Here is a 23920-nt window from a genome sequence, read left to right as displayed (position 1 = left end):
AAGTTGCTAAGAGAGAGTGGGGGCTTCAGTTTGCTATTGCAGTATGCAGTTTACTTATTAAAACTTCAATCTCTAATAGATATTGATCCTCCGATTTTCCTTTTGGCGACGGCCATATTTCCGCTACGCGTAATGATAGTTCAGGAGAGTATTCGTAAATCTCGTCTTTTGTAACACCATGCCAAATTGGAAGAAACACACGCTCATTCTTAATAATTTCTCTTGTATATATTGAATCAAACTCCTTCTTTACCCATCCCGGATTTTTAAGGAAATTAGGAGTCAAGATTAAAATACACTTATTGGTTTCTTTTAGACCTTGCTCTATTGAATCTTTTAGACTGTCGCCGATGTTTAAGGAATATTCATCATACCAAACTGAGCATAGCCTGGATTGTAAACCGTGGAAAATAGGCCGAGCAATTAATTCTTTGTCCCTTGAATCATGTGAAATAAATGCTTGTGGCTTTTTGCTTTTATTCTCCATTTCTGCATATTTTTTGCTTCTAATTGTAACCCAGATTCCAATCCTACTTGATTCAAGATTAAGTTCTGAGTATTCTTGGTCGGTCAATTCATATTCAATGTAGAAATAAATTTGATACGAGTATTCCACTCTGAAATTCCCCAAATTCACTTCGGAAATATGCTGAGGAATTGAAATTATTCCATTTGCGAACTCAGATAGTTTACTGAGATTGGCTAACGCGCTTAATATCAACGTGAGCGTCTTGTCAGGACTTGAAATGTAAAAAACGAACATTCTGATTGGATTTTGTGATCCTTGTAGAATGCGGAGGTTTATTTTATCATTGTCCGTTAGGTAATTTGGAGCAGCTTGTTGGAATAATTCTTGGATGTTAACGTCAATATTTGCCCCTTTAAAATCATTGAAAAAGTAATCAACTAGTTCAGGCATATATATAGTGATAATGTGATTTCAGTGCTGGTAATAAAGATACGCTCTTAATCGCATTAGCTACCGTTGGATTTATAACGAGCGTTGGTTCTATAGTTAAAAGAAAATAAAAATAAATTTTTTTGTTATAAAAAAAAGAGCGATAAAAATTTTGTAATATCAATTTTTGTTCGTATATTTGCTGGTTCTTAGGTATTTAAGAATTTTCAAAAAAATATTATATGTTAGATCTTTATTTTAAAAGCCTCAAAAGAGGTGAAGTTTACAGGATTCTCCCAAACTGGGGGGTTGAAAGGGTGTGCTACGGCGGCCCAGTTTATGATGTGCAAAGTTTAAGAGATGGACTAAGTGCTGTAAAATCTTGGCAATTAATGTGTTATGATTGCCATGGGGATGATTTTGCTCCAATCAGTAAAGAAGAGTACAAGGAATATTTTAATCTGATGAGAGAGCGCAGGAATGAAGTACTGCGGAAGGCCCAGAAATAGTACCCCATACCCCAAGCCATCATTGCAGCTTTGCTGCTGAGTTTCCGTTAAAACGGAGACGGCATTCACCCAGACTTTTATACTCCTATTTTTTGCGGCTATGGTCGTGATGATGAAGTATTGCCCGGAGGTACGGCCTTGCGGGTTATGTGTGGTTGGTATAATTCGGCCAAGTGAGACATTGTTTTGGAAACCCCTGCCGGGAAGGGGGAGGGGGAAGGGGCGGCATTAGTCCCTTCCCCGGTTTAAATTCTTATTCCGCGATATTGGCGTGGACTAATAATTTGCCGGTTGTTCAATCGTTCGATTGTTTCCTGAATGTTCTGCAACGAATATCCAATCTCGCTGCCTTTCGTCCTCACTTTTTGGGCATCTATGAAAGCGATCCCCCGGCCCTTATCCACCGTATACCCGCTCGATTTCATAAGTGACAGGAAGGAATTAAGATCTTTTGCCTCCTGTAACGCCCTACTAATAGCGCGCTTCAAGATGTTTTTCCGCTGGTCCTCTCGGGGAATCAGTTGGTTTACGGAGGAAAGATACCGGCGGGGATTTAAGACTTTGGTGAGGTTATATTTCTGCTCCATTTTCCTGCAGAACCGCACGATCTGTCGGTAATTGTTACTATCTGAAACCGTTTTCCCATTATACCGGACGCGGTTGCCGATAATATGAATATGCTGGTGCTGCGTGTCGTTATGGGAAATGGCGAGGTACTGGCAATCAGCAAACCCCAAATTCTCCGCGCATTCCTGGGCAATTGCCTCCTTTAGCCCTGGCCGAACCTTATCTCCCGGCGCCAGACTTAGAATAACATGAATGACGGGCTTCCCAAGTTTAGGATTATGCTCTCTTAATTCCTCAAACTGCCGGATCAGCTCGTTTTTATCGCCATAACAGTTATTATAATGAATCACTTCCGCCCGTTCGGCTTGGCCTTGCTTCGGGCTGAGGCAATAACTAATGCAGCCTTTGAAACTCTTCCCGATGATAATTTTCCCGATCATGGCAGGCTGGATTTGATTTCGGAGGATAGTTTTTGTAGCGTTTCAAGGCAGGAAACCAAAAGAAGCCGCTCCATTTCACCAAGCGAAAGCCCGCAATTTAGTTTCCGGGCCATCTGGTTTAGGAGTGCGGCAGTGTGGTTTATCCTTCCGGTGAACTGGAGGATCTCCCGGGGGATGTGCTTGATTTTAACCGGTGATCCTTTCCCGGCATGTAACAGATATTCCGAAATGGTGAGGTTAGCTTCCCTTGCTTTCGCCTTAATTACCAGCCGATCGATCGGCGTACACATCACCGCCAGTTGCTCGGTTTTCTTAACTTGTTTCCGCGGCCTACCGCCCCTGTTTCGCTTCACTTGCATCGCATATACTTTTAAGAACAAAACGTAATCAATAACCCTCCCTGAATGCCGCAGGCATGAGGGGAGCCAGCGCGTTTTGACGAAGTCAAAACATAGCTGGCTCCTACCAAAAATCTTTTTCTTTCATCGGCCGGCGGGGGAAGAGGGGAGGAGGTGCCGGAGTGGAGTTGATCCGAATTGCCGTTGAAAAGAGAAGATAGGGCCGGGATACCTGCAAATTACTCAATCGGCTCATTTGCAAATATTTACAGGGTTAACAGGTTCGGCGGGGAGGGCTTCGATCACCGGCCCCAAAACCTCCGCCAACTCCAAAAAGTGTTCAAACGATCGCTCCTTCTCGCTACAAGGCCCGATAACAATTGATCATCAATTTGTTGTCGGGCTTTTTTGTTTTGATTTTTTTGAAGTTTACTTTAATTTGAAATATCAGGAGGGTCCTTCGTTATGTATTAGGGCCGGATGGAGGGAAATGTTCTAGATAGTCTCCGTAAGGCCAAACCTATTAGACCAGTATTTTACTCCCCCGGGGTTCTTTTAAATTCACCCTACAGGCATCCTAAGAGCATTTTTTTTTGATAAAATTGTCTGGCAGGGCATCCGATTTAGATTGTTAGAGCCTATTCACGCACCGGTTGATAATTACCATTCTTAGAATGGTATCAAATACATATGTAATTGAGTACTTTTAAGTAGCTGGATATGCTGCTCGAATTTTACATGAGGCCGGAAATCACCGGGAAAGCTATTTGCAATATCCGCAGGCTTTATAGTACCCGGCCTTTAGTGCTTCTTTTATAGTTACCGTATCTATCTTGTGTGTGCATCTTTTCAACCCCTGGCATAAGCGCTTATGATAGGCATAGCTGGATTTGGACCGACAGATATAGACTTCGCCGGGTTGAGTACACGTTGTTGATAGTGGGACTATTAATAGAACATATAACAGGAATAAAAGGGGCTTCATTTTGGCTGGGGGTTATACTTGTACAATACCGTGTTTTACGGCATAAAGCGCCAGAGTTACCCTGGTTTTCACATTTAGCCGCTTAAACAAATTTTCCCGATATCCATCAATTGTTTTGGGACTTAAATTCATTTTGTCTGCAATTTGCAGATAAGTCATTTCTGTTGCGGCAAGTTTGAGAAATTCCAGCTCATTTTCCGACAGATGAACGGCTGTGGTATTGAATTTACCAGAACCGGTTAAATTCTGGTTCAGAACTTCTGTAGCAGCATCGGAATAGTAGAAGCCATTGCTGGAGATTGTTTCCAGCGCTCTATGAATGTCTTCCACTTCTATATCCTTGGAAAGAAAGCCTTTCACACCAAGGCGCAGCATCCGCAGTATTGCACTTTCAGATTCTAGCATGGAAATCACCATTACTTTTATGGACGGGTGTGTTCGCTGCAGCCATTCCACCGTTTCAAATCCGTTCATATCCGGCATGTCAATGTCCATCAGCACGATATCAGGAAACGGAGGCTGGGTCATTTTGTTTTGAAGGTCGTTCCCGTTTTCTGCTTCAAGGAGAATGGCATACCTTTTTCCATAGTCTGCGAGGTTAATAAGTTTGATCAGTCCCTTTCTGAAGAGGTTATGATCATCCACCAATGCGATGTTCAGTGCAGGAGTGTTCGTTCTCATAATACTGGAATATTTGTCCTTTCAGGATTTGGCATGTTGATAGTTACTACAGTTCCTTTTCCTTCGCCGCTGACAATATTGAATTCAGAATTGATGATGGAAGCCCTTTTTCGGATGTTAAGTAATCCGGTACTTTGCTTTTCTCCGCTTTGGTAAAGAGCCTCCTTGACATCAAAACCAGATCCATCGTCTGCGATTGTCAATATAAAAAGATCGGGCGAAAAGGATAGTGAAGTAGATATTTTTGTTGCTTTTGCATACTTTACTACATTGTTTAGCACTTCTTGACAGAGGCGAAACAGAATAATTTCATGTTCGGCCGACATACGGTACTCTTCTCCTGTTTTTGTAATCACCACTTCATATCTCCTGCTTTTGGCAAGCCGGTTAAGCTCATTCTCTAATGCTTTTACAAATCCTATATGGATGATGTGATCAGTATTGAGATTAGCGCTTAGTGCTTTTAATTCACTCATCAATTGTTTGGCAAGGGACTTGGTTTCAAGTATACTCTCTCGCTGATCTTCCGGGCTTTGCGGCAATATTTCGGAAAGGTTGATATTGATGAGTGAAACCAGATGACTGAAATTTGCATGCAATTCCTTGGAAATATGATCGAGCGTTTGCTCTTGAATGGCGAGTTTGGATTGTAGCAAGGTTTGGCCGAATGCTTCCCTCATTTCTATTAATTCCTGTTGGTGTCGGAACTTTTTTCGCTGATAGAAAAACAAGGCATAGATTATTGCTATGCAAAGGCCCAGAACAAGAACAGTAGATATGATGATGGTTAATAAAGTCGCGTCGATAGAGGTTTGCATAAAAAGCTTATTAGATAAAAAGTGCACAATAGTAAATTGAGTGTGTCATTAATAGGTAAGTATATTATGGACAAACTCTGTTGTTGCGAATTCAAGAAATTCAATATCACCAGAAACGGAAGTGAGGCTGCATGATATACAAAGGTGCCCAGCAATGCCCACACCATCGGTTCCTTGTGCAGAATAACTTGTCCGGTTTCCTCCAGCAGCTGTTTGAGATATAAAAGGCACAGTACGATAATAGGAATATGAGCGAAGATGACACTGTAAGTGTTGTATTGATATGGTCCCTGAATAAAGAAGTAGTTCAGAAGCCCGAACAGTAGCAGGACCGGACCAGCATATAGTATTGTTTTTTTTGTATGAAGTGAGTGCGTGATTCGATATAGTATCGTTAACAGTATGCCGAACCGGACTGTGATGAATATGTTGTAAATCCAGAAGTTGTTCCTTGCATATTTCTTTGGGAACATATCGTATAGATGCCATTTCCATGCAATTGCAAATATTTCCGTTAAGAAGCTGATAATTACTAATAAGGCTAACAGTCTATATTGCTTAGGCCATTTTTGCCTGAGTGTTTTCAGGCCAAAAATGGCGCTAAGCAACAGAGGTATGAGATATAGATACTCGTATTTTAAGAGACGTATCATTTATTCTTTTAAGCAAAGTCGTTTTTGAATGAGGCGTCAACCAATGCTGCTGCCGTCGCCGCCGTCTCCAGGATCTCCCGGGTCTCCATCATCGCACCGTGGCGGGCAGGGTGAGCCCAGATTGAAATCTTTAATATCCCCCATTCTTTCGTGGCCAGGAAACTGAATGATCTCCCTTGGGATAGAAGACCTTTCAGGAAAATCCGGTTCATTCTCTAGTATGACATTGACATGGGTAACCAAATCGCCAATTAGGTTTTCACGGGTGGTTTTGAATAGCAAGCAAGTTTGTCCTTCAAATTCGTGGCCTGCTTCATACACACCAAAATAGACACGGATACCGTCTCCGCTTGCATATTCAATCTCTTCCAGTAGCTTGGTAAAATGCTCTTTTGAATACCAGATGGACTTTGTGTCCGGTTTTCCCATGGCCTGGCTTAATAAATTGTGTTTTTCGTTCGTGAACCGGTTGATCCTGTCCGTAGTGGTTTGTTGTCCTACATAAAAAAATGGTAAGGGTTTAACTGTAACATAACGTTCCATAAAGGTAGTTTTTGGTGAGTAAAGAATTTGGCTTTTCGAGCCGTTTACTCCACGAAACTATGCTCCAATATTCCTAAAAAAATCAGTCAATAACAAATACCGGAAAAATCCTCTCTGTAAAAGGGGACTTATCCGGCAGGGGTGAAAAAGGGGATTTTTCCCCTGCCTTACAGGTTTTTTCCTTCAGTGCTCTGAATAATCTTTGCGGGGTGATATTGCTATACCTACAAAACACCCAATAATGAGAAAAGCACTAATAGTTGGAATTAATGATTATCCAGGAGGAGCCCGGTTGAGAGGTTGTATAAACGACGCTAATCAGGTGGCCGCGTTGTTGAATACGAATGCAGACGGGTCTCCCAATTTTGATGTAATGCTCAGTACCGGGGTCAAGACGCGGGCCTCGCTGCGGTCATTGATTCTCAACGTTTTTAAGGGAGAGGATGAGGTAAGTTTATTCTATTTCTCCGGGCATGGTTGTGTTACCGATACTGGCGGGTATATTATGACGCCTGATTTTAGCCGTTACGACGAAGGCATTTATATGGATGAAATATTGAAGATGGTAAGCCTTTCTCCCGCCAGGCACAAAGTGGTGATCCTGGATTGTTGCTATTCCGGGACCATGGGGAGCCCCGCCTTAGGAGGAAACAATGCGGCCTATTTGAATAAGGGCGTCACAATTCTTGCTTCCAGCCGTAGCACGGAAGTTTCCATGGAAGTGGCTGGACAGGGAGTTTTTACCAGTCTTTTGATTGGCGCACTGGATGGTGGTGCGGCGGATATTGCAGGGGAGGTTACCCCGGGAAATATCTATAGTTATATCGATAAGGCGTTGGGCGCCTGGAAACAACGACCTGTGTTTAAAGCGAATATTGTACAATCCATCCACCTCCGTAAAGTAAACCCGTTGGTTCCGCTTCCAGCATTAAGAAAGCTGACCGTTTATTTCCCTACCGCAGGGAGCGAGTTTCAGCTAGATCCCAGTTATGAATTCACTACCAGTCAACCTAACGAGGAACATATCAATATATTTAAAATACTGCGAAAAATGCAGTTGATCGGGCTGGTGGAACCTGTTGGCGAGGAGTATATGTATTGGGCTGCAGTTAACAACAAAAGTTGTCGATTAACTTCCCTGGGTAGATATTACTGGGGCGTATTAACCAGCGGAAGGCTTTAATGTAATATCCCCAGGTATGTTCATCAGTATGTTCAAATATGATGTGGCTGTTTCGGTTGCGGAAGAAGATAAAGCGGTGGCGGAGCTAATTGTTGCCGGTCTGAAGCAGCGAAACGTGCGGTATTATTTTTACCTGGAAAACCAGGTCGAAGGCTGGGGCCAGCCGATAATGGATATTACTTCGGACTCCTATGGCAAGAACAGCCGTTTTATTTTAGCGATCACCAGCCGGTTTTATCCGCAAGGATATTGGGCAGGTATTGAAAGGCTGATCGCGCTTAGGCACAGGCGCTTCAACGTTCTGCAATTGCGGTTGGATGATACTCCTATAGATGGCCTCTCAAAACACGTGGTCTATCTTGAATGGCGGAATAATCCCGCAGAGATAGCGGAAATACTTTGGCGAAAAGTCAGGCAGCAGCGGCGGCAGCAGGCCCGGGTGCATGTTTGGCCCAGAGCACTGATGGCTTTGTTGCTCATCATTTTACTCCTGGTTTATTTTTTTAATTGGACCGTGATGCGGCCAGTAAGTGAAAGACCTGGCCCCAAAACAGATAAGATCCTGATTGCCGGTAATGGTAGGGATTCATTTTATATCAGCAACACGGAAGTAACAGTGGCGCAGTACAGGGCTTTTTGTGACCGCCAGGGAATAGCCTTCCCTTTACAACTACCTGCTGCCCATGAGAATGGTCCAATCGTGAATGTGACATGGGAGGAAGCGCTGGCCTATTGCAAGTCACTGCAGGGACGCCTTCCTACTGAATCGGAATGGGAAGATGCCGCCAGGGGCGGGCTATTCACAAAATATAGTGGTAGTGGAACAGCGAACGAAGTAGCAGTGTACAACCGGGCAAAACCGGCGGCTGTTGCCAGCAAAGCGCCGAACGGTTATGGTCTGTATGATATGACCGGAAATGTGGCGGAGTGGTGCGCGGACTGGTCCGACTCCTCCCAAAAGTGGAAATCCGTCAGAGGTGGCACTTACAATAGTAAGATCAATCCTGTTAATGAACTGGCCGTTGGCTACCGTGCAAAAGAAGCGCCAAGCACCAGGAGTCCTTATATCGGCTTCAGGATCGTTTGGGATAAAAAGTAAACTAAAACAAGCGCAATATGAAAAATCCAAAGTTTGAACTTTTCCAGAGTTCTGTTAACAAACAGTTTTATTTCCGCCTCAAAGCTTCTAATGGAGAGCCCATTTTACGTAGTGAAGGGTACGTTAGCAAGCAATCTTGTGAAAACGGTATAGCATCCGTAAAGAAAAATGCCCCGATAGATGAGCGTTACGTACGGAAGGGTAGCGGCTCCCACTTTACGTTTAGCCTGAAAGCTGCCAATGGCGAACTTATCGGTCACAGCGAAGTCTATACGACGGCTGCTTCCCGTGATCAGGGAATTGAGTCAGTAATGAAGAATGGCCCTGGTGCCCCTATAGATGACCTGACCTGAAATGCGGGGAAGAGACTTCTTGCCGCTTAAAGATCCATTTTGATAATTTGTCAATGCAAAACCCGCACTTATGTCACTAACACCCGAATTAAAGAACCATTTCCTTCATTTGTACCATATGGCCCTTTCTGACTCCCAAGTGGATGTTAAGGAACTTGAAATGTTATACCGCATCGGGGAATCCAGGGGAGTTGGCCGCGCTGATATGGAAGCGTTGCTGTTGCAGCCCGGAAAGGACAATTTCTCTCCGCCCGAAACAGTTTTGGAAAAGATTGATTGCCTTTATGATCTATGCCTGATCGCATGGTCAGATGGATGTGTTGAACAGGGGGAAAAGGAGACATTGGCCCTTTTCTGTTCGAGGTTCGGATTTCGCGACGAAAATGTTTCACTCATTTGTGAATATCTCCTGGAGGAAGCATTTAAAAACACACCCAAGCAACAAGTATTATCCACCGTATCCCAAAATCTCTGAATTATGAGTTTATTAAAGATCACCAAAGGCCTCTTTGCGGTCAAGGATCCCGAACCTGCCCCACCTGCTCCGGTAAAGGAAGTGGGAAAAAAAAACAGTTTTCAGGACGACGGCCACCACCAGGCATATCTCCTGGGTGGCAGCGTGGCCGGCCTGAGAGTTTGCCTGCAAAAAATATATTTCAATTTTAAGGAAAGAATAAAGGAAGATACGGATAGACAGGAGGAGCTGAAAAGGCCGGCAAAAATTTCGCTGGAAGAACAGAAAGGGAACATTGAAAGATGGGAGAACAGGATCAGGGAGCTCCGTGAAGAACATATCCCGGCCATAAAACGAAAGATCGAAACATTGAAAGAAGAAAAGTCGGATATCAGAAAAAATCCTCAGGAGATCATCGGCGATGTCACAGGAAAGGCCAGCTTTTATATCGGCACAATCATCCTTCTGTTCCTGACCCTTTACCTCTTTACTTTTTACAGCTCTGCGTCCTATTCAGCTTTCTTTAAAGAGTTTACGCTTAATCAGATTGGCGTGGCTAATTCCATTTTCGATGCGCAGGCGCTGTCGAAAGCCATAAAAGATGGCGTAATGGAACTGGTATTGATCCTTACTATTCCATTTGTATTTCTAGGTCTCGGGTATCTGATTCACAAGCTTCAGGAGTCGAAGGGACTGATGAAATTCGTAAAGATAGCCACGCTGGTAGTCGTGACATTCATTTTTGACGCGATCCTCGCATATGAGATCACGGAAAAAATATACAACATTAAGAAGGAAAACAGCTTTGCAGATGTGCCGGAGTATTCTATCGCAACAGCCTTGTCGGCCATCAATTTTTGGCTGATTATATTTGCGGGTTTTATCGTTTACCTGATATGGGGATTTGTGTTTGATTTTGTATTGGAGGCATTTGGCAAGATAGACAAAGTAAAGGTGGCACTCAAGGAAAAAGACCGGCAGATTGAAGATGCTAATAAGCAGGTAGAGGAACATGGCCTTGATATCGACAAAATGCGCCATCAGATTGACTATGCGAAAACAAAAGTGAAAACGTTGAATGAAACTATCAATAGCGTAATTATTCCGCGGGAGTTTGAACAGGAAGTGTACAGCTTCATGGCCGGATGGCTGGCCTGGATGAAGGGAAGCGGCAAGCAGCACGAAGAGCTGGAAGCCGCCGGAGAAATCGTTCATGAGTTTGTTCGAGTTGCTATATACAATTACCCCTTAATCAGTAATTCATGAAATACATTGTCATCATATCCATCTTTCTGTTGAGTTGTGGATCTGGAAATACAGAGCCCACGATGGAAAAAGCTTCCGGTGGTGTTATACCTGCTTCAAATGCAGAGAAACAAATTAACCTTACCATTTTGCTTGACCTGTCAGACAGGATAGACCCTGTTGCTAATCCGGATAATCCCGAGCATTTTGAGCGGGACAGCGCGCTGATCAACCATTTTACCAGCTATTTCCTCGAACAAATGAGGGCAAGGGGGACTTATACGGCGAAAAGTAAGATGCGTTTGATATTCCATCCCAGTCCCCCGGATCCGGACATCAACCAGGCAGCTAAAAAGCTGGACGTCGATCTGTCGAAAATGGATACAAAGGGCAAAAAGCTGATCTATGAAACATTCCAGCAGACTGTATCGGAAAATATCAGCAATATTTACCGAACAACGATCAAGCAGGCGGTTTGGCCGGGCTCCGATATTTGGCGGTTTTTCAAGAATGATGTGCGGGAAGTCGCTATTGACAATGATTCCGCTTACAGGAATGTCCTTGTAATTTTTACAGATGGGTATATTTATCATAATGATTCAAAAGACAGATATAACAATCGATATGCTTATTTGCTACCGGAGCTATTTGCCAAATTAAAACTTAGGAACAACAGTGATTGGGCAGAAGAGATAGACAGGCAGGATTTTGGATTGATTAGTAAGCGTGCAGATCTCGAGCATCTTGAAATCCTATTACTTGAAATAAACCCTTCTGCTAAATTTAAGAACGATGAGGACATTATCCGTAAAGTGATTGATAAGTGGTTCGCGGAGATGAAGGTGAAAAGATGGAAAATCATCAACACCGACCTTCCGCAATTCACAATTCAGAAAGTGGATAATTTTCTTCAGGAGTAGGTTCTGCGGGCGATTTCTAAGTACAACCGATATAAAATGTTCTTCCCATGGAATTTTCTCCAAGTCGAACGGTGCATTGGCCCGAAATCGAGGGTTACGAAACATTCCAAATAGTAGAACCTCCGCCAAATCGCTCAGGTATTCAAACAATCTCCCATACCCGCTACGAAACCCGATAACAGTTGATGATCAATTTGTTGTCGGGTTTTTACGTATTTTCGACCCATTGGTGATAATCCGGAAAAACCTCCGCAACACGAAACCTATCTCACAATTACCGAACCTCCCAACCCCATTGCCTCCCTCAAATATCATGATGAAATATAAACCTGTTCCCATCGAGGTCTTCAATCGTAAATTGCCGCATATTCCATGGCTTGTCCTCTATGCTTTCGGTAATTTGGGCCCCCCGTGCTTTCATTTCTTCGAACGTCGCATCGACGTCAAACGCGAAGATCCAGTGTGTATGAGGCGACACGTTATTCCGCGTTGAAAGAAAAATGGCGATATCACCCCTCGCCACCGCCCCAATCGTTTTATCCGGATACGTCCACGCAATATCGAACCCCAGTACATCACGATAATGTATCTGGGCCTTTTCAACGTCGGCAACCGGCAATTCAGGCACAGGTTGACCAAGCTTTGTTTTGATCGGATTGTTCATAAAGCATATAATTAAATGATAAACAAAACCACATCCGCGCTATCGTGTTCCCCCTCATCGTAGACCGCTTCCTCCGTTTCTTCATTATAGTCTATTAGTGCTTTCATAGTGGAGCTATATTTCGCCTTTACTGCGTTATGCTCGATATAGATGTCGCCAGCACCGGTCATTTCGAATTCACCGGCATCCGGGATATCCAGCTTGTCGATGATATAAGCTTCCAGGGCGTCAAAATTGTCCTGTTCCGCATCGGAGGCATCCGTGAATGTCACAAAAGCCTCGTCGTTGCCGCTCTCCCAGGTAAATGGCAGGCTTCCCTTTGCGCGTACCGTCGCGGTGATCCATGGTTTGAGCTGTTCTTCGGCGGTTTTTATTCTTGCGGTGCGCTCTTTTTCCCAACGTCCTAAAAAAACATTGGTGGACGAGGGTGTTTGTTGCGACTTGCCGAACAATTTCCGGAGTATATTATTGATCAATCCCATTTTCGATATCTTTTAGCTGTTTTAAATCGGGTGTATATTGCCAGCGCTCACTTAATTTTATGTATTGGAGCATTTCGTTTACGTTGATCTGCGGCAGGTAGTTGGAAAGTTCCAGCGCATAGTCGAGCCCCAGGATTTCCTTCGCGAGAAATATCCCGAAATTGCTGTGGGTGATGATGAGCGAAGACTTTAAGCCGGACATCAGTAATGGCCGTAAAACAAACTCCTTCAACACCCTGTCCGTTGGGTTAAGCGGTTTGATGGACCCGGGCAACGCGTCATCCACATATTTGAACCAGTGGTTGAGGGTGGGCACCATTCCCATCAGATCTTCCTTGCAATGCTCTGCGGCAACATCGCGGATGAGGATGGTTCGATTGTCTGCATTGACCAGCGTTTCACCGAACTTTTGAACGCACAGGTCTATGCCGTAGGTATGATGTAGCAGTATTCTGTGTTTGTTGTGGAAATAGAACAATTTGCTCATGTCGAGGAATTTGTGGATATGCAGGTAGTCTTCCGCATGGCCGTCAAACTTCTTTTTGGACAATAAGCTATGTTTCCAGTAATTCATCAGATAAAGGGCGATTGTGGGCAGTTGCCCGGTGTGAAAGTAAATCTACTAAATCAAATGTCATTTTGCCAATAAAGGCCACCCGACCGCTCATTATTTCCCCGTTTTTTTTACCGTAAACAGAGCCGTGTTCCCGTTGGAGATTTTTTTCATCGGTAGAAAAAGGGACTGCCCGGATGCATCACCATCAGCAGAAAATGAGACCGTCCGAAAATTTCCCTAAAAATGCAAAAAGCCGAAAACACGCACTCCCTACGCACCATCCCCTAAGTATCCCTTAAGTATCCCCGAAGTAACATGGGAGTATCCCCGGAGTAAAGTGGGAGTAACCTTGAATGGGGCTAGTCCTGGTATGGGTTTACACCTTTGGTTAGAAAACCCTGTTATCGGTTGTCTCGTTTGGCTCCTATCCTAAACAGGGGTGCTTTTTTATCTTTTGGGGTTACAAACGCATTGCACGGCCCGCCGGGCACCCGCTCAGGGGCCTTTTTTGCCCTGTTGGGGGCTGTAAGGCCACGGTTCGGCAGCAGTGGTCATGATGGGCTGTATAGCGCGGTTTTCCGGTACGGAAGCATACCGTTGTATCGTCATTGCCCCACTTCTTGAATGTTAAGCATCCATTTTTCCGCGGCGGCTTCCCGGTTCCGGATCGGTAAATCGTTGCTCTAACGCCAGCCGTTGACCGGTAGCGGTAGAAAAAAGCGGGGCCCGGTCGTCCGAAAAGCACATTTTATAGGAAAAATGTGTCCGTTTTGTCCATGTTAGTGGGTATGTCCGGTACCATTTTCTGCGCCTAGTGCGTAGGGAGTGCGGCACTTTTTTGACGGACGTTTCAACATTCACTTTTCTGCGGTCGCATTTTCGGTACCGTTCAAATTTTACACCCGGTACTAAAAATGCGACCGGGCAGGGGTGAAAAGAGGAACAACGAACCTGAACACATCCATGCCCGACGGGTGCCGGCACATGGTGTTCGTGCATGCAGCAAATGAAAGCCTTTGGAATAACCGGTGGACATTTGAAAAGAGGAACAACGAACCTGAACACATCCATGCCCGACGGGTGCCGGCACATGGTGTTCGTGCATGCAGCAAATGAAAGCCTTTGGAATAACCCGGCAGACATTTTCTACACAAATGGTTGCCGGCTTTTAGCGTCAATAAAAAATCGCGATGAGAACCGGGGAGAATTTTTGCCGGGTTGCTTTCTTGTATTTCCGGAAAAATGGAGGATAAATTATTGATGCATGGTCTTCCTCCGCATTATTGAAATATTGCCTAAATAACTATCTTTGGCCTCAAATCTGCCGGCTTCATCCACGGCAACCAGAGGCTGTAATCGACGAATTTTCCCGTTCCTGTTCTATCCTACTACGCTGTATTTGAGACATATTAAAAGAGGATCTAATTGACAAGTGCCGCCAGAATCGCCACATACTGATGAATCTACTCTCCTTGTTCGCATCGCCGAAGGCGATGAGCAGGCTTTTTCTTCATTATTCCTGACCTGGGCCACACCCCTTGCCGCTATTGCCATGAAAATAGTGAAAGACGAATTCGCCCGCCAGGAGGTAGTGCAGGAAGTATTTATCAAAGTATGGCTGCATCGCGATAAACTTGAGAGTGTGGAGAACCTGGGCGCCTGGCTCCGGAAGATCACCATCAACCAGAGCCTGCTGGCGTTGCAACGGCAGCAGGCAAACGACAAGCGACTGGAAACCATTCAATTAAGACAAACTTCCACCGACCATACCAGCACGCTCGAACTGAAGGAAATCCGCCGGCTGGTACACGAAGCCATTGAATCCCTTCCCTTACAACGGAAAACCATTTACCGCCTCAACCGGGTAGAGGGCAAAACCACCCGGGAAATAGCGGAACAGTTACAGCTTTCCCACGGCTATGTGCGCAATGCGCTCAGCGCGGCCCTGGCGGCTATCAGGGAGCGGCTCACGGCTTCCGGGCTGTTTATCCTGTTCCTTCTGCTGCACCGGTAAATTTTTTTTGAGGCGATGGTGACAAATGGCTGCTTACCCTGATCATATATAGTGAACAGCATGGAAAATACCCGATTACATCATTTGGCGCAGGACTTTCTTGACAATAAACTGGATGCTTCAGGCCGGCAGGAGTTCTATGCACTTCTTGAAGACGCCGCTCAGCGCGAAGCACTGGCGGAAAAACTCATGGAGCTCACGGGACAGCCTGATATGGACCTGGAATTTGACCCGGCCCTGCTGCCGTTGCTGGAAAAGGCCAAGGCGGTGGACCGGCCTCCTGTGGCGCCCGTGCGGCGGATGCGTTATTGGGGATGGGCTGCGGCTGTCGGGTTGCTGTTACTGGCAGGCGGCATTTATCGGCTTACGGAACGGCATGATGGCAATGCGCCGGCCAATGCACAGCAAAACGTCACGATGCACGGCCGGCAGGAAGCGGTGCTTACACTGGCAGACGGTTCCACGGTACTGCTGGACAGTACGCACAACGGTGTGGTGGCCAGTCAGCCCGGCACCAATGTCGTGCTCGATAACGGCCAGGTAACGTACGCCCCGGAAGAAACCGGCGCCGCCAGCGGAGCATACAATACCATTGCCACGCCCAGAGGCCGGCAGTTTCGTATCGTACTGCCGGACGGTACAAAGGTGTGGCTGAACGCCGCCTCATCGCTGCGATACCCGATAGCTTTTACCGGCGATACCCGCGCGGTGCAGATCACCGGTGAAGCTTATTTTGAAGTGACGGCCGATGCGTCGAAGCCTTTCCTGGTCAACTTCGGTAAAAAGGGCATCGTGGAAGTACTGGGCACAACCTTCAACATCAACGCCTATCCGGACGAGCCATTGATAAAAACCACATTGCTGAGCGGCAGCATCAGGGTGAACAGGCAACAGGTATTGCAGCCGGGCGAACAGGCCAGCGTCAATGACAATGGCGACCTGACAGTGGAACGCGACATTGATGCGGAAGACGCCATTGCATGGAAGAACGGCATGTTCATCATGCGCAGTACGGACCTGCCGGCTTTGTTCCGGCAGATATCAAGATGGTATGATATAGAAGTGGAGCTGAGGGGACAACTGCCCGATCGTTCCTTTGGCGGTACCGTCGGGAGAAGCGTCAGCCTCGCGGATATGATTGAAGCCTTGAAAATTTACGGTGTGAATTGTAAACTGGAAAACGGCAAATTGGTCGTGCAACCATAAAAAAATTGGCCCTGCCTAAAAAAACCGCCCCGTCTGACTCACGGAGCGGTTATTAAGGTCGGGTTAATAAAATCAAATAGAGGTTCTGTTTTATTTATCAACCAAAACCAGCCAAATGTATGCAATTAATTGCGTTTTTGGTCCGGCATTCTTATGTCACTGCCGGATTGTTATCGAGATCGTTGCGGTGTACGAGAGCCGCCATTACTCTTCTCCTGCTGATATGCCTTCAAACCAACGCCGCTTCTGCACAACAAAAGATCACGCTTAACCTGAAACGCGCGCCCCTGAAAGAAATATTCGGAAAACTGGAGGCGCAAACAGGCTTGTCGTTTATGTGGGACGAGCGCATGTTGCGAAAATCCACCCTGCAGGACGTACAGGTCACGAACGTTTCCCTGCCCGAAGTGATGGATATCGTACTGCGCCAGCAGCCGCTGACTTACCGCATTGTAAACAGAATGGTGGTGATCAGTGAAAAGATCTCTTCCATTACGCCCGGTGAAAGCATTTTGCAGGAAATATCCGGCACCATACGCGATGAATCGGGGAAGGGAATTCCACTTGCGACGGTACGGGTGAAGGGCACCACCGCCGGAACGGTATCATCACCTGATGGGATGTTCAGGCTGGATGTGAGGACTTTCCCCGTTGTGTTACAGGTCAGTTGCCAGGGGTATGTATACCGGGAATTAAGGGTAACGGGGCCGGGCACACTGAACGTGATGTTGAGCAGATCGCTACAGCAGATCAACGAAGTGGTGGTGACAACAGGTATCTTCAACCGTAAAAAAGAAAGCTTTACCGGCGCCGTGACCACCGTTACCGCCGAGCAGCTGGCCGCATTCGGCAACCGTAACCTGATCACGTCGCTCCGTAACATCGATCCCTCCTTTAATATCGTAGAGAGCAACACATTCGGCTCCAATCCCAACCGGATGCCGGAAATACAGATCCGCGGCAATTCCAGCCTGCCCAACGTGAACGAATTGCAGGATGAAACCCGCGTAGGCATGAACACGCCGTTGATCGTGCTGGATGGTTTTGAGTCGACGCTGCAAAAGCTGCTGGACATCAACCAGAACGAAGTGGAGTCCATCACCATGCTGAAAGACGCATCCGCCACCGCCATCTATGGATCCCGTGGCGCCAACGGCGTGATCGTGATCAAAACACGGGCGCCGCAGGCGGGAAAGCTGCGCCTCTCTTACCGGGGTGACGTGAATGTTGAAATGCCGGACCTTACGGCCTATGATGTGCTGAACGCCCGCGAAAAACTGGACCTGGAGTATAAGGTGGGCCTGTACAACAATGCCCGGGCGGAAAATGACGTGGTGCTCAAACAGTACTACAACTACCTGTTGAGCGACGTGAACCGGGGCATTGAAACAGACTGGCTTTCCAAACCGGTGCGTACCGGCGTGGGCCAGCGCCATAACCTCCGCATGGAAGGGGGCGACAATGCTTTCCGGTATTCGATCTCTGCACAGGTAAACGATATACAGGGCGTCATGAAAGGTTCTTCCCGCCGTACTTTCAACGGTACCATCAACCTGAGTTATTATTACCGCAATATCCGTTTTACCAACAGCCTGCTGATCGGGCTGGGAGAAAGTGCGGAATCGCCCTACGGCTCATTTTCCGACTATGTGAAGATGAACCCCTACTGGTCGCCGTACGATGCAAGCGGCCGTGTAAAGCGGCAACTGGGCAATCCCGGCGCCAACATCTACCAGAACCGCTGGGGCCAGCTGCCCGTCAACCCGCTATATAATGCTACGCTGAATACCTTTCAGAAATACAAAACGACAGACATTACCAATAACCTTTCCGTTGAATGGCGCGTACTGCCCGATCTCCTCTTCAGGGCAAGGCTGGGCCTTACCAAGATGAATTCGGATTCGGACTATTTCCGGCCGGCGGATCATACCGCGTTTGCCTCTACGGAGAATATTCTCCGCCGGGGCTCCTATCAGTATGGCGTAAACAAGGGGTTCCGCTACGACGCCAGCGCGAACCTCAGCTACACCCGGCAGATTGGCGACCACGCGCTGTTTGCGGGGCTTGACTACAATATCCGCGAAAGCCGGACTTCCGGGTACAGCTTCCTCGCCGAAGGGTTTACCAATCCCAATTTCGATTTCATTTCCATGGCGCTGCAATACGCACAGGGCGGCAAGCCGGGCGGGGCGGAGAGCCTCACCCGCTCCGTTGGCGTTACGGGCAGCGTAAACTATACCTACGACGAACGTTATTTCATGGACCTCTCCCTCCGCTCAGACGGCGCCTCGCAGTTCGGAAGGCTGAACCGCTTCGCCCCCTTCTGGTCTGCAGGCCTCGGCTGGAACCTGCATAAAGAAAATATGTTCAAAAACCTGGCGTTCGTCAACCGCCTGAAACTGCGCGGTTCCCTTGGGGTCACCGGTTCGCAGAATTTCAACGCCTACCAGGCCCTGTCTACCTACCGGTATTATACGGACGACCGTTATTACAACTGGACTGGCGCCTACATGCTGGGTCTTGGCAACGAGTCCCTGAAATGGCAGCAGAAAATGAACTACGACCTCGGGCTCGAAGCGGACCTCTTCAACCGCCGCCTGACGCTTGTTGCGGATTATTACCTGGAAACTACCAATGGCCTTATATCCTCTGTAAACCTTCCTGCATCCAGCGGCTTCTCCAGCTATATCGAGAATATCGGGAAACTGGAGAACCGCGGAATTGAGGTGAAGGCTACCGCATTTATTGTGCGCAATATGAAGAAAGGGCTCGCCTGGAGTATCAGCGGCGCCCTGGTGCACAACGTGAACAGAATTGTGGAGATCTCCGATGCGCTCAAGGCCGCGCAGAAAAGCAGCGAGAACGCGGCGGGCGCCGTGCCGGGTTACCTGTATAAGGAAGGATATTCCACCAATACCATCTGGGTAGTGCCTTCGCTGGGCATAGATCCGAGCACGGGCAAGGAATTGTACCTGGACAGGAACGGAGAACCCACCTATACCTGGAACTCGCTCGATCTGCGTGCCAGCGGTATCAGCGAGCCGGCGTACTTCGGCAACTTCAGCACCCTGTTGCGCTATAAGAACTTCTCCATGAATCTGTCTTTCGGATACCGCTTCGGCGGCCAGCTCTATAACCAGACGCTGATCGACAAAGTGGAGAATGCAGACTATAACTATAATGTAGACGCCCGTGTGTACGACAGCCGCTGGCAGAAACCCGGAGATAATGCGGCCTTCAAAGGGTTGCTGGTAACGGCCCGCACTAACCGCACCTCCCGTTTCGTGCAGGATGAGAAAACCCTTGTCATGCAGAACGCCAACCTCCAGTACGACGTAAGAAGTTCGTTCGCCCGAAAGCTGAGAATGCAGACGTTGTCTTTCTCCGCAAATATGGCCGATCTCTTTTACCTGTCTACCGTACGACGCGAAAGGGGCACCATCTATCCTTTTTCCCGGCAGGTTTCCCTGACCGTAAACGCAATGTTCTAACCAGCAAACCAATATTTCAATGAAACCGAGTAAATATATTATCGCGGGATTGCTGGGGATGGTATTATGCGCCACCTCCTGCAAAAAATGGCTGACCGTTCAACCCAGAACACAGATGCCGGCAGACGTGCTTTTTACGACCGAAAGCGGCTTCCAGGATGCGCTCACCGGGGTGTATATCCAGATGAAGGCAGGCGCCGGATACGGTCAGAACCTGACCTACGGGACTATAGAAAGGCTGACCTCTTCCTGGGACGTAGTGACCAACACGACGGAGCTGCGGATGGGCCTGTTCAATTATTCAGACGAAGGTGTGATGGGCTCGCTGGGCGTGATGTTTGCGCAGGAATACAGAATCATCGCCGCCATCAATGCCATCCTGGCCGAAGTGGACGCAAAAAAAGACGTGTTCCGTTCTGCCGGTTCGTATGAGATGGTGAAAGGCGAATGCCTGGCGCTGCGCGCTTATTGCCACCTGGACCTGTTGCGGCTTTTCGGGCCGGTGCCCGGCAATATTTCCGGGGGCACCGTGCTGCCGTATGTGAAGACGCTTTCCCGGAACCCTAACCAGCACATACCATACGAGGAGTATAAAACGGCGCTGCTGAACGACCTCACCGAAGCGGCCGCCCTGATGAAGGACGTGGATCCCTTTACGAAGTATTCGCAGACCGATCTGTCTACGCCCGGCAGCAACACCTCACCCTTTCAGCCCGAGAACACCTATTCCGCCTTCCGCTTCCTGCGGATGAACTACTACGCCGTAAAAGCGCTGCAGGCGCGCGCGTATCTCTGGTTCCGGGACGATGCTCCGGCTTTCGCCTGCGCCAAGGAAGTGATAGACGCGAAAAACCCTGACGGCAACGCCAAGTTCCGGCTCGGTGTGCTGGCCGATATGTCTGCCGGCAACCTGAACCTTTCCATGGAACATATATTCGGGTTATACGATTTTCAGCTGGCAAAGCAGTATGAAACGCATTTCCTGTCCGGCAACCTGAAGAAAGGGAGCAGCGTTACCACGGTGAACAACGAACTGTACGGCAATACCGGTACGGACATCCGCGAAACCAACCTTTGGACGCTGGTCACCCTGGGCAGCGGCACCAAATGTTACATCCTGAAGAAATATATAGGTGCTGCAGATAACACGCAGATAGCGCCTTTTCAGATACCCATGCTGCGCGTCAGTGAAATGTATCTCATTGCAGCGGAAACCGCGCCTGCGGGAGACCGCCAGCAATACTGGAGCGCCTTCCGTACCGCGCGGAACATCACCGTTACCACGCTGCCGGCTGACCCCGTGCAGTTACAGCGGGAACTGGTGAAAGAATACCGGAAGGAATTTTTTGCGGAAGGGCAGTCGTTTTTCGCCTACAAACGCATCAACGCCCCCAAGGCCAATTTCCTGTGGGCCCCGGCTGCCGCTACCATCAATTACGTGGTGCCGCTGCCTTTAAATGAATTTGTTCAATAACAAAAGCGCAAAGAATGAAGCAGATCATTACTGTAGCCATGCTAACCGCTTTGCTGGCTGCCTGCAAAAAAGATCAGTACTATCTCTATAACGATAACGCCCGCCTGCAATTCGGCCCGCCGCCAGACCGCATCTATGCCGCGTCTTTCGAAATGGCCGACACGGTAAAGCCGTTTACCTTTTATTACGAACCGGCTGCCACCACCCAGGATACCGTGTTTTTCGACATCTATGCCATTGGCGGCGTAAGCAGCAAAGACCGGCCTTTTACGCTTGAACAGGTGGCTGTTGCGGGCGCCGAGAACGCCGTGCCGGGCGTACATTATAAAGCATTTTCTGACCCCTCGCTGAAAGACGTATACCTGATCAAAGCGGGTGAGGTGCACCTCTCCATACCCATTATCCTGCTGCGCGATCCTTCGCTGAAAAGCAAAAACGTACAACTCAAGGTACAGGTGAAAGCGAATGAGCACTTTCTGCCCGGGGAGATCAGGAAACTGTGGCGAAGGGTGGATTTTACGGACATGCTCAGCCAGCCCGCGGCCTGGAACGCTTCGGCCGTGCAATATTACTGGGGCAAATACAGCCGGGTAAAACATTCTTTTATGATCGAACAGACGGGTGAGAAATGGGACCAGGAGTTCCTGCTGAATGTAAATACGGATTTTGCACTGCTCTCTTTCTGGAGACTGAAATTGCGCACGCTGCTCACAGATTACAACAACGCCCATCCCGGCATGCCGCTGAAGGATGAATCAGGTGAAGCCGTTGTATTTCCTTAATCTTCAAAACAGCCTCTCATGAAATTGATATACCAAAGCCTGGCCGCCTGCTGCATTTTGCTGATCAGCTCCTGTTATAAAGACCATGGCAATTATACCTACGATTTGCCCGAAGAGATCACCGTCAGCGGGATTGCCGGCACGTACGACAAAATTTCGCTGGTAGACAGGCTCTCCATCGATCCCGTGGTCAAATCAAGTGATCCCAAAGCGGAATTTACTTACTGGTGGGGCATCTACGAAACCAATGTGCAGGGGTATGCGCCTAAAGTGGATACCATTGCGCGTACCAAAACACTGGATTACCTGGTTACGCAGCCGGCCAAAGGCTGGGTGCTCGTATTCGGAGCAAAAAATACGCATACCGGGCTGACGAAGATCGTCACCGCAGGCGTAAACGTGGTCACCCAGTTCACGCGCGGCTGGTACGTTGTGAAAGACGACGGCAGCAAAACGGATGTCGACCTTTTCCTGACGCCTTCCGGTATCGCCCCGGCATCAAAAATGATAAACGTTTTTTCGCTGGTAAATAACCGCAAGCTGGAAGGAGAAGCAAGCCTCTTCGGTTTCTACACGAACTACAAATCCAACGTTACCGGCACAATGGCCAATACCCGGGCGCTGTTCATCCTCTCCGGCAAAGACGCCAGCGTGGTCAACATCAATACGTTCAAAGAGATACATGGCCTCAGCGGTTTGTTCTATGAAGCACCGGCCGTAAAAAGGCCGGGCAGCATCAGCGAGGCCTCCCAGGCCAATTATTTTGTGAACGACGGGCAGCTGCACAGCATCTATTCCATGTCCGCCAACATAGGCCTGTTTGGCGGCAGGCAGCTGCGCGACGATCATAACAGTCCGTACAGCCTTTCAAAGTACTTCCTGACCCACTCATTCTGGAACCCCTTCTTTTTCGATGAGCGTAGTTCCTCTTTCGTGTCAGCTACCGGCACGGGCTCCGTATTGTCGTCCGTTACCGATGGCGCAGGCACTGAAATGCCTGCCAACAGGAATAATAAGGAGCTGTTGTTCATGGGCATCAAATCCAGCAATCCGTACACCGGCGTGGCGCTGTTCCGCGATAAGACGGACCCTTCATTGAAAATCCTGTCGGCCATCACACCGACGAGTTTTGCCCTGAAGATGGTGAACGACACGCTGGAATCAACCGAAAAGCTGGCGATGGCGGAACGTTTCGGGCTGATCGTGGCAGACGAGAACATCCTGTATTTTTCCATAGGCAACAGCGTATGGTCAAGAAACCTGAGCAACGGCGCTGAACAGCTGCAGGTGACCGTACCGGCCGGCGAGCGCATCACGTTTATACGCCACCGCAAGTATACCGGAACCACTACTGCCGAACAGCCGTTTTATTACAACTACATGCTGATAGGCACTACCGTCAACGGAAACTATAAGGTGCGCGCATTCAAAAAAACATCCGGTAACCTGGCGGCCAGCCCTGATTTTACGATGGAAGGGCAGGGCAGTGCGGGAGACGCGATCTACATTGCGCCGCCGATAGGGAACACCACTTATCCAAACAGTTATTAACCAAACATTATCTG

The 23920-nt window shown here is 47.8% G+C and carries 22 protein-coding genes; 13 read left to right on the top strand and 9 right to left on the bottom strand.

Annotated elements, in window-relative coordinates; translation table 11 throughout:
• Nucleotides 1-25: 25 nt before the first annotated feature.
• A complete protein-coding gene (locus EGT74_RS22180) occupies nucleotides 26-919 on the bottom strand; it encodes a toll/interleukin-1 receptor domain-containing protein (protein ID WP_123848722.1) in 894 nt (297 codons plus the stop codon).
• Between the two features lie 221 nt (nucleotides 920-1140).
• On the opposite strand from EGT74_RS22180, the gene EGT74_RS22175 reads away from it, so the two are divergent.
• Nucleotides 1141-1407: a protein-tyrosine phosphatase family protein gene (locus EGT74_RS22175; protein WP_123848721.1), complete on the top strand. Its 267-nt coding sequence runs from the start codon at nucleotides 1141-1143 to the stop codon at nucleotides 1405-1407.
• Between the two features lie 245 nt (nucleotides 1408-1652).
• On the opposite strand, the gene EGT74_RS22170 is transcribed toward EGT74_RS22175, so the two are convergent.
• From EGT74_RS22170 to EGT74_RS22150, 5 genes are all read right to left on the bottom strand, one after another.
• Nucleotides 1653-2414: a relaxase/mobilization nuclease domain-containing protein gene (locus EGT74_RS22170; protein ID WP_123848720.1), complete on the bottom strand. Its 762-nt coding sequence runs from the start codon at nucleotides 2412-2414 to the stop codon at nucleotides 1653-1655.
• A complete protein-coding gene (locus EGT74_RS22165) occupies nucleotides 2411-2773 on the bottom strand; it encodes a plasmid mobilization protein (RefSeq protein ID WP_123848719.1) in 363 nt (120 codons plus the stop codon). Before EGT74_RS22165 ends, EGT74_RS22170 begins: the two co-directional genes overlap by 4 nt.
• A 976-nt stretch (nucleotides 2774-3749) precedes the next feature.
• Nucleotides 3750-4418: a response regulator gene (locus EGT74_RS22160; RefSeq protein WP_123848718.1), complete on the bottom strand. Its 669-nt coding sequence runs from the start codon at nucleotides 4416-4418 to the stop codon at nucleotides 3750-3752.
• Complete coding sequence (locus tag EGT74_RS22155; RefSeq protein ID WP_123848717.1) at nucleotides 4415-5236, bottom strand: sensor histidine kinase; 822 nt, start codon at nucleotides 5234-5236, stop codon at nucleotides 4415-4417. The genes EGT74_RS22160 and EGT74_RS22155 overlap by 4 nt, the downstream gene beginning before the upstream one ends.
• Nucleotides 5237-5925: 689 nt before the next feature.
• Complete coding sequence (locus EGT74_RS22150; RefSeq protein WP_123848716.1) at nucleotides 5926-6432, bottom strand: hypothetical protein; 507 nt, start codon at nucleotides 6430-6432, stop codon at nucleotides 5926-5928.
• Between the two features lie 241 nt (nucleotides 6433-6673).
• Between EGT74_RS22150 and EGT74_RS22145 the strand changes: the two genes are divergently transcribed.
• The 6 genes from EGT74_RS22145 (at nucleotide 6674) to EGT74_RS22120 (ending at nucleotide 11686) form a co-directional block, all read left to right on the top strand.
• On the top strand, nucleotides 6674-7615 hold the full coding sequence (locus EGT74_RS22145) for a caspase family protein (protein WP_123848715.1): 942 nt from the start codon (nucleotides 6674-6676) through the stop codon (nucleotides 7613-7615).
• Nucleotides 7616-7631: 16 nt separating this feature from the next.
• A complete protein-coding gene (locus EGT74_RS22140; protein ID WP_123848714.1) occupies nucleotides 7632-8714 on the top strand; it encodes an SUMF1/EgtB/PvdO family nonheme iron enzyme in 1083 nt (360 codons plus the stop codon).
• Nucleotides 8715-8731: 17 nt separating this feature from the next.
• Nucleotides 8732-9067, top strand: coding sequence for a YegP family protein (locus EGT74_RS22135; protein WP_123848713.1), 336 nt, complete (start codon nucleotides 8732-8734; stop codon nucleotides 9065-9067).
• A gap of 70 nt (nucleotides 9068-9137) precedes the next feature.
• Complete coding sequence (locus EGT74_RS22130; RefSeq protein ID WP_123848712.1) at nucleotides 9138-9542, top strand: tellurite resistance TerB family protein; 405 nt, start codon at nucleotides 9138-9140, stop codon at nucleotides 9540-9542.
• A gap of 3 nt (nucleotides 9543-9545) precedes the next feature.
• On the top strand, nucleotides 9546-10787 hold the full coding sequence (locus tag EGT74_RS22125; RefSeq protein ID WP_123848711.1) for a hypothetical protein: 1242 nt from the start codon (nucleotides 9546-9548) through the stop codon (nucleotides 10785-10787).
• Nucleotides 10784-11686 carry a hypothetical protein gene (locus tag EGT74_RS22120; protein ID WP_123848710.1) on the top strand — a complete coding sequence of 301 codons (903 nt, stop codon included), beginning with the start codon at nucleotides 10784-10786 and terminating at the stop codon, nucleotides 11684-11686. Before EGT74_RS22125 ends, EGT74_RS22120 begins: the two co-directional genes overlap by 4 nt.
• Nucleotides 11687-11990: 304 nt before the next feature.
• Here the strand turns inward: EGT74_RS22120 and EGT74_RS22115 are convergent, their stop codons facing one another.
• The 3 genes from EGT74_RS22115 to EGT74_RS22105 are packed head-to-tail and all read right to left on the bottom strand — an operon-like array spanning nucleotide 11991 to nucleotide 13406.
• Complete coding sequence (locus tag EGT74_RS22115) at nucleotides 11991-12350, bottom strand: VOC family protein (RefSeq protein ID WP_123848709.1); 360 nt, start codon at nucleotides 12348-12350, stop codon at nucleotides 11991-11993.
• Between the two features lie 11 nt (nucleotides 12351-12361).
• A complete protein-coding gene (locus tag EGT74_RS22110; RefSeq protein WP_123848708.1) occupies nucleotides 12362-12832 on the bottom strand; it encodes a hypothetical protein in 471 nt (156 codons plus the stop codon).
• The gene (locus EGT74_RS22105; protein WP_123848707.1) at nucleotides 12816-13406 is read right to left on the bottom strand and encodes a DUF6915 family protein; all 591 of its coding nucleotides are present in this window, start codon (nucleotides 13404-13406) and stop codon (nucleotides 12816-12818) included. The genes EGT74_RS22110 and EGT74_RS22105 overlap by 17 nt, the downstream gene beginning before the upstream one ends.
• A gap of 1414 nt (nucleotides 13407-14820) precedes the next feature.
• Here EGT74_RS22105 and EGT74_RS22100 point away from each other — a divergent pair.
• From EGT74_RS22100 to EGT74_RS22075, 6 genes are all read left to right on the top strand, one after another.
• Nucleotides 14821-15402, top strand: a complete 582-nt coding sequence (locus EGT74_RS22100; RefSeq protein WP_123848706.1) for a sigma-70 family RNA polymerase sigma factor — start codon at nucleotides 14821-14823, stop codon at nucleotides 15400-15402.
• Nucleotides 15403-15462: 60 nt separating this feature from the next.
• Nucleotides 15463-16608, top strand: a complete 1146-nt coding sequence (locus tag EGT74_RS22095; RefSeq protein ID WP_123848705.1) for a FecR family protein — start codon at nucleotides 15463-15465, stop codon at nucleotides 16606-16608.
• Between the two features lie 182 nt (nucleotides 16609-16790).
• Nucleotides 16791-20099, top strand: a complete 3309-nt coding sequence (locus tag EGT74_RS22090; RefSeq protein ID WP_158618265.1) for a SusC/RagA family TonB-linked outer membrane protein — start codon at nucleotides 16791-16793, stop codon at nucleotides 20097-20099.
• Between the two features lie 19 nt (nucleotides 20100-20118).
• Complete coding sequence (locus EGT74_RS22085; RefSeq protein ID WP_123848703.1) at nucleotides 20119-21573, top strand: RagB/SusD family nutrient uptake outer membrane protein; 1455 nt, start codon at nucleotides 20119-20121, stop codon at nucleotides 21571-21573.
• A 14-nt stretch (nucleotides 21574-21587) separates the two neighbouring features.
• On the top strand, nucleotides 21588-22355 hold the full coding sequence (locus EGT74_RS22080) for a DUF4843 domain-containing protein (RefSeq protein WP_123848702.1): 768 nt from the start codon (nucleotides 21588-21590) through the stop codon (nucleotides 22353-22355).
• Between the two features lie 18 nt (nucleotides 22356-22373).
• A complete protein-coding gene (locus tag EGT74_RS22075; RefSeq protein ID WP_123848701.1) occupies nucleotides 22374-23906 on the top strand; it encodes a PKD-like family lipoprotein in 1533 nt (510 codons plus the stop codon).
• The last annotated feature ends 14 nt before the right edge of the window (nucleotides 23907-23920 follow it).

Source organism: Chitinophaga lutea, from assembly GCF_003813775.1.
Lineage (GTDB): Bacteria > Bacteroidota > Bacteroidia > Chitinophagales > Chitinophagaceae > Chitinophaga > Chitinophaga lutea.
This window is presented reverse-complemented; position numbering and strand designations above follow the sequence as displayed.